The 6,398-nt window shown below is 70.4% G+C and carries 6 protein-coding genes; 2 read left to right on the plus strand and 4 right to left on the minus strand.

Annotation, left to right across the window (positions count from 1 at the left end):
- Positions 1–50: 50 nt before the first annotated feature.
- The 4 genes from AC1DYP_RS24650 to AC1DYP_RS24665 form a co-directional block, all read right to left on the minus strand.
- On the minus strand, positions 51–944 hold the full coding sequence (locus tag AC1DYP_RS24650) for an oxygenase MpaB family protein (RefSeq protein ID WP_477048545.1): 894 nt from the start codon (positions 942–944) through the stop codon (positions 51–53).
- Between the two features lie 13 nt (positions 945–957).
- Positions 958–2,550 carry a fatty acid--CoA ligase gene (locus AC1DYP_RS24655; protein WP_477048546.1) on the minus strand — a complete coding sequence of 531 codons (1,593 nt, stop codon included), beginning with the start codon at positions 2,548–2,550 and terminating at the stop codon, positions 958–960.
- Between the two features lie 137 nt (positions 2,551–2,687).
- Positions 2,688–3,137 carry a hypothetical protein gene (locus AC1DYP_RS24660; protein ID WP_477048547.1) on the minus strand — a complete coding sequence of 150 codons (450 nt, stop codon included), beginning with the start codon at positions 3,135–3,137 and terminating at the stop codon, positions 2,688–2,690.
- A 174-nt stretch (positions 3,138–3,311) separates the two neighbouring features.
- Positions 3,312–3,614 (minus strand): hypothetical protein, encoded by a 303-nt coding sequence (locus tag AC1DYP_RS24665; RefSeq protein ID WP_477048548.1) that lies wholly within the window; start codon positions 3,612–3,614, stop codon positions 3,312–3,314.
- A gap of 253 nt (positions 3,615–3,867) precedes the next feature.
- On the opposite strand from AC1DYP_RS24665, the gene AC1DYP_RS24670 reads away from it, so the two are divergent.
- Together AC1DYP_RS24670 and rutB are read left to right on the plus strand one after the other, a co-directional pair.
- Positions 3,868–5,520, plus strand: coding sequence for a sensor histidine kinase (locus tag AC1DYP_RS24670; RefSeq protein ID WP_477048550.1), 1,653 nt, complete (start codon positions 3,868–3,870; stop codon positions 5,518–5,520).
- 145 nt (positions 5,521–5,665) lie between these two features.
- On the plus strand, positions 5,666–6,364 hold the full coding sequence (rutB, locus tag AC1DYP_RS24675) for a pyrimidine utilization protein B (RefSeq protein ID WP_477048549.1): 699 nt from the start codon (positions 5,666–5,668) through the stop codon (positions 6,362–6,364).
- The last annotated feature ends 34 nt before the right edge of the window (positions 6,365–6,398 follow it).

Consider the following 6,398-nt stretch of genomic DNA (forward strand, 5'->3'; position numbering starts at 1 on the left):
CCCCCTCTGGGGGAGGTGGCCCGGAGGGCCGGAGGGGGCCAGCGCGGGACCTACCGCCGATACAGATAGTCCGCAGGCAGCCCCATCCGCAGACAGGCCTCCACCGCCGGCGTCCCCTTCACCGGTAACCGATCCGCCGCCGCTCCGGCCAGCTTCACCAGCCGCCCCTCGACCGGTCCGAGATCCCACTCCCGTCCCAGCCCGACCACCGCCCTCACCTGCGCCGGCGTGATCGCCACCGCCGCCCGGATCAGCGCGCCCTGCAGGCCCCGCAACGGAACCGGCAGGATCGCCGTCCGCCGCATCAGCTCCAGGAACTCGAAGACGATCTCGTGGCGCTCCAGCTTGCGCAGCATGGCCGCCAGCTGCGCCTCCCATTCCGCCACCGAAGCCGGCGCCCCGAACGCGCCGTACAGCGCCGCCGCCGGGGCGGCCTCGGCGTAGAAGCGGTCGCGGTCGGCGTCGTTCAGCGGCCGGGCGAAGGCGTGATAGGCCTCCATGAAGCCGAAGCTGGCGGTGGCCTGCACCCAGTCCAGCAGCTCCACGTCGTTGGCCCGGTAGGCCGCCCCGGCGGGCGTGTCGCCGGTGACCCGATCATGCATCCTGCGCACGCCGGCGATCATCTTCTCGGCCGTCGAGCGTGCGCCATAGACCGTGACCATCGCCGCCAGGCCGGTGCGCTTGAGGCGCGGCAGCGGCGCGGTGCGGAAGCTGGAATGCTCCCAGACGCCGGAGCGCACGCGCGGCTCGGCCAGCTCCAGGATCACCGCCGTCACCCCGCCGACGAACAGCGAGACCGGGTTCTTGAACACCCGCCACGACACCGAGTCCGGCGCGGCCAAAGCCGGCTCCCCGGCCGGTTGGCGAAAGTCGACGCGCGGTCCGCCCTCGGGTTGGTACAGCCCCTGAACAAGCCCCGCGATGCGACCGTCGTGACTCCCCATCAGTTGGGCGCCATCAATTCACCCGTCGTTCCTTGCCCGCCCAGTACGGCTCGCGCAGCTCGCGCCGCAGGATCTTGCCCGAGGCGTTGCGCGGCAGCATCTCGATGAAGTCGATGGTCTTGGGGGCCTTGAAGCCGGCGATGCGGCTCTTGGCGAAGGCGATGATGTCGGCCGGGTCCTGGGGCGCGCCGGGCTTGAGGGCGACCACCGCCTTGACCGCCTCGCCCCAGGTGTCGTCGGGCACGCCGATCACCGCCACCTCGGCCACGTGCGGATGGCCGTAGACCGCGCTCTCGACCTCGGCCGGATAGATGTTCTCGCCGCCGCTGATGATCATGTCCTTCACGCGATCGTGGATGAACAGATAGCCGTCGGCGTCGATGTAGCCCGCATCGCCGGTGCGCAACCAGCTATCGGAATCGATAGTGTCGACCGTCGCCTCGGGCAGCTTCCAGTAGCCGGCCATGTTGGCGGGCGAGCGCACGGCCACCTCGCCGACCTCGTTGGGACCCAGGGTCTGGCCGTTCTCGCCGATGATCTTCAGCTCGGCGCCGGGCATGGGCAGGCCGGCCGAGCGCATCCGGGCGTTGCCGGCCGGGTCGTGGTCCTGCGGCGGCAGATAGACCACCGTGCCGGTCGTCTCGGTCATGCCGTACTGCTGGACGAAGCCGCAGCCGAACACCTCGATGCACTCGCGCAGCAGGTCCAGCGGGATGGGCGCGGCGCCGTACAGGATGTGGGTCAGCCGGCTGTAGTCGACCTCGCGGGCCCGCGGCTGGCGCACGACGATCTGCAGGGCGGCCGGCACCATGAACATCTTGGACACCCGGTCCTTCTCGATGAAGTCCAGCACCTTGGTCGGGTCGAACTCGCGGGCCACCACGCCCTTGGCGCCGTTGACCAGGCCGACCACGCCCCAGCCGGTGCCGCCGATGTGAGCCACCGGCATGGCCACCAGGCTGACGTCGTCTGGACCCCAGCGGTTCCAGGCCATGTCGGCCTGGGCCGCCAGCTTGCGGGTGGTCAGGATGTTGGAATGGGTCAGCATCGCGCCCTTGGGCTGGCCCGTGGTGCCCGAGGTGTAGAGCTGGACGGCGATGTCGGCGGGGGTGATCGCGGCGGCCGGCCTGTCGCAGCCGAACGCGTCGCGCCAGTCCTTGAAGGTCGGATGGCCGTACTCGTTGGCCTCCATGCCGATGACCACCGGCTGGTCCAGCATCAGCACGGCCACGTCGCGGACATGGGCCAGCAGCTCGGGGCCGACGAACACCATGCGGGCCTCGGCGTCGCCCAGGATGTAGGCGATCTCGCGCGGGGCCAGCCGCCAGCCGATCGGGGCCAGCACCACCCCGGCCTTGGCCGCCCCGAACAACAGCTCGAAATAGTGGTCGCTGTTCTTGCCGACATAGGCGATGCGGTCGCCCTTCCCCAACCCCTCGGCCAGCAGGGCGTTGGCGACCTGGTCGGTGTGGCGGTCGAACTCGGCGAAACTGGTCGACCGGCCTTCGAACACCAGGGCCGTCGCCTCGGGCCGGACCTCGTGGTGATAGCGGGCGACGTCGCCCAGGGTCGTCATGCGATCGAAATCGACGGCGGGTCCGGCCATGGTCGACATGTCTCCTCGCTCTGGCCGAGGCGGTCTGGCGCCGCCTTCGGGCTCGTTGGAGGCCAGGATGACGGGCTTTTCCGGCGCGGGGCCAGGAAAAAACGCGCCTTCCGACCGGCCGAACACGGACTTCAAGCTCAAGCCTTGGCGGCCAGGCGCCGAGCGTTGGCCGTCGCGGCGGCGTGGACCGGGGCCAGCATCGCCGACTGCCACGCCACGCCCAGCGACATCATCCGCCCCCAGAACGCAAAGGCGCCGAGCGAGGCGGACAGGGCCGGCGCGACGCCGAAGCTGGGCGTCTTCCACACCTGGGCGAGGTAGCGGTTGGACTCCGCCGCCATGGCCAGCCAGGCCGGTCCGCCGGCCGAGGCGCCCTGGGCGAAGGCCAGCGGCTTTTCCGAGACCATGCGCGTCAGCTCGGCGTAGTCGCCCCGCATCGGGTCGCTGATCGCCCGGGCGATCATCGGCGTGCGGGCGTTGACCACGCGAAGCGAGGCCAGGGCCAGTTCGGCGCTGGCTGTCGCCAGGGCGAAGGTGTCTGAAGCGGCCGTCTTGCGGCGCGTGGTGGTCTTGCGGGTTCTGGCCATGCGGAGACAACGCGCCTGGCGAGCCCTTCGCTCCGCCCGCATGAAAAAGGCCGGCCCCGCGTCCTTCGACAAGCTCAGGATGAGGTCATCCACCACCACGGCCCGTACAATGGTCCTCATCCTGAGCTTGTCGAAGGACGAGGACCACCGCACCGAATTTAAAGAACCAGACGCTTAGTGAGCGGCGTCCTTGGCCTTGTCGCCGGCCTTCTCGGCTTGGTCGCCGGCCTTTTCGGACTGTTCGCCCGCGGCGGCGGCGGCGTCGCCGGCGGCCTTCTGATCGGCTTCCGAGCCGGTGGCGGCGGCGGTGGCGCTGGCCTGGGCGGCGGTTTCGGCGGCGTCGGCGGCCTGCTTGCTCGAGGCGGCGGCCGAGTCGCTGGCGGCGGCGGCTTCCTGGGCCTTCTCGGCCTTGTTCTCGCCGCAGGCGGCGGCGCCGAGGGCGAGGGCGGCGACGGCCGCGATGGTGACGATGCGCATGCTGTGAAGTCTCCCAAAATCCCCGACATCTTTGCCGTGGGCTGAGCAACAAACCCCGAAGGACCGCCGAAGGTTGCCGCGTCGTGGCGTCGGCGGATCGGTCGGCTAAGCGCTTGACCCGGCGCGGCGGTCGCTTTCTCTTGGGGTCGATCCCCCCAGGACGAGCCCGCCTTTGCAAGACCCGGTCGCCCCCGACCCCGTAACGACTTCGCCCTCGCTCGCCGCCGGCACGGTGCGCCGGCGCCTGCTGCTGATGGCCCTGAGCCTGGTCGTGCCGGCCACCATCTTCATGGCCCTGCTGGCCCGCGCCGAGTTCGGCGAGAGCCGGGCGCGCTACGAGCAACAGCTGATGGCCACCACCCGCGCCCTGCTGCTGGCCACCGACCGCCAGCTCGGCCAGGGCCAGAGCGTGCTGCAGACCCTGGCCGTCTCGCCCGCCCTGATCGCCGGCGACATCCCCGCCTTCGAGCGCCAGGCCCGGGCGGCCGTGCAGGGAACCGACGGCTGGATCGTGCTGCTCGACAACGAGCGGCAGCTGGTCAACACCCGCCATCCCGCCGGCGCGCCCCCGCCCGGGATCGGCTTGCCGGACTATCGCTGGCAGACCATCCGCGCCGGCCGCACCTCGGTGTCGAACCTGGTGCGGCCCCAGAAGGCCGACCAGTTCCCGCCCTTCGTGTCGATCGACATGCCGGTCATCGTCGACGGCAAGCTGTACGACCTGGCCTATCAGCAGTCGCCCAAGGCCTTCTCGTCGATCTTCGCCGCCCAGAACATCCCGCACAGCTGGACGGCCAGCATCGTCGACCGCGACGCATCGCTGATGGCGCGCTCGAAGGACATCGACCGCTTCATGGGCCGCAAGGTCAGCGGCGAGATGCGCGCCGCCATGGCCCGGGGCAACGAAGGGGTCGCGCTGAGCCATACGCTGGACGGCACGGCCACCCTGTCGGCCTTCGCCCGGTCGTCGAGCAGCGGCTGGTCCTTCATCGTCGGCGTGCCGCGGACCGAGCTGAGCCGGGCCAACTGGTCGTCGGTGGGCTGGCTGACCGCTGCCAGTCTCTTGCTGCTGGTCATCGGCGCGGGCGTGGCCCTGGTGGTCTCGCGCGACATCTCGGCCTCGGTGCGCGGGCTGGGGGCCGACGCCAAGGCCATGGCGGCGGGCGAGGAGATCGCCCTGGTCCCGGACCGCTTCCGCGAGATCGCCGAGGTGCGCGCGGCCCTGCACGACGCCGCCGCCCAGCTGCGGGCCCGCGAGGCCGAGGAGCTGCGCGCCCACCAGCGCCAGCAGCTGATGATCAACGAGCTGAACCACCGGGTGAAGAACACCTTGTTCACGGTGCAGTCCCTGGCCCGCCAGAGCCTGGGCCGTCCCGCCGACACCCCCGGCCTGCACGCCTTCAACGAACGCATCATGGCCCTGGCCCGGGCGCACGACCTGCTGACCCAGAGCGTCTGGGAGGGCGCGAACCTCAAGGAGATCCTGGAGGAGACGCTGGAGCCCTATCTGGACCGCACGGTCCTGGCGGGCCCGCCGGTGGCCCTGACGCCCAACGCCGCCCTGGCCCTGTCGATGGTGTTCCACGAATTGGGCACCAACGCGGTCAAGTACGGCGCCCTGTCGCTGCCCGAGGGCACGGTGACGGTGGTCTGGCACGTCGATCCCGGCGCGCTGCACCGGCTGACCCTGCACTGGGAGGAGCGCGGCGGCCCCACCGTGTCGCCGCCGGCCCGCAAGGGCTTCGGCTCGCGCCTGATCGCCGCCAGCCTGAAGTCCGACCTGGCCGGCGAGGCCCGCGTCGACTACCGCCCCAGCGGCCTGGTCTGCGTCCTGACCCTGTCCCTGCCCCGGACCGGCAAGGAAGAGGCCGAGGACAGGGCGGGAAATCCAGAGGGCGAGATTTAGTAAGTCGTTTCTGAATTAGCCCAAGACCTAGGCAATCGGGCCCAAGGCGCATATCGGCGTTCATCGATCGATTGCGCCGCGCTCCGCGATGGTCTTACCTGCGTCGCTCACCCCCCTGGGACGCGCCCAGCGAGAGATCGAGCGTATGACGACACCCGACACCTTGATGCTTCCGGCCCGGCCCGAGCCGATCGCGCTCCCTGTCGATAAGACAGCAGTGATCGTCATCGACATGCAGAACGCCTACGCCTCGCCCGGCGGCTATCTGGACCTGGCCGGGTTCGACATCAGCGGCGCGGCGGCGGTGATCGACAAGATCAAGGGCGTGCTGGACGTGGCCCGGGCTGCGGGCATGCCGGTGATCTATTTCCAGAACGGCTGGGACAGCGACTATGTCGAGGCCGGCGGCCCCGGCTCGCCCAACTGGCACAAGTCCAACGCCCTGAAGACCATGCGCGCCCGGCCCGAGCTGCAGGGCAAGCTGCTGGCCAAGGGCGGCTGGGACTACGAGCTGGTCGACGAGCTGAAGCCCGTCCCCGGCGACATCGTGCTGCACAAGACCCGCTACAGCGGCTTCTTCAACAGCCAGCTGGACAGCGTGCTGCGCTCGCGCGGCGTGCGCCACCTGGTGTTCGTGGGCATCGCCACCAACGTCTGCGTGGAATCGACCCTGCGCGACGGCTTCTTCCTGGAATATTTCGGCACCGTGCTGGAGGACGCCACCCACCAGGCGGGGCCCGATTTCGTGCAGAAGGCCGCGCTGTTCAACATCGAGACCTTCTTCGGGTGGGTCTCGACCACGGCGGACTTCAAGGGGGCGGTGGGGCAGATCGCGCCGCCGTAACCCCCTCCGGCCCTCCGGGCCACCTCCCCCAGAG

It is taken from the genome of Caulobacter sp. P1_D6 (assembly GCF_056406095.1).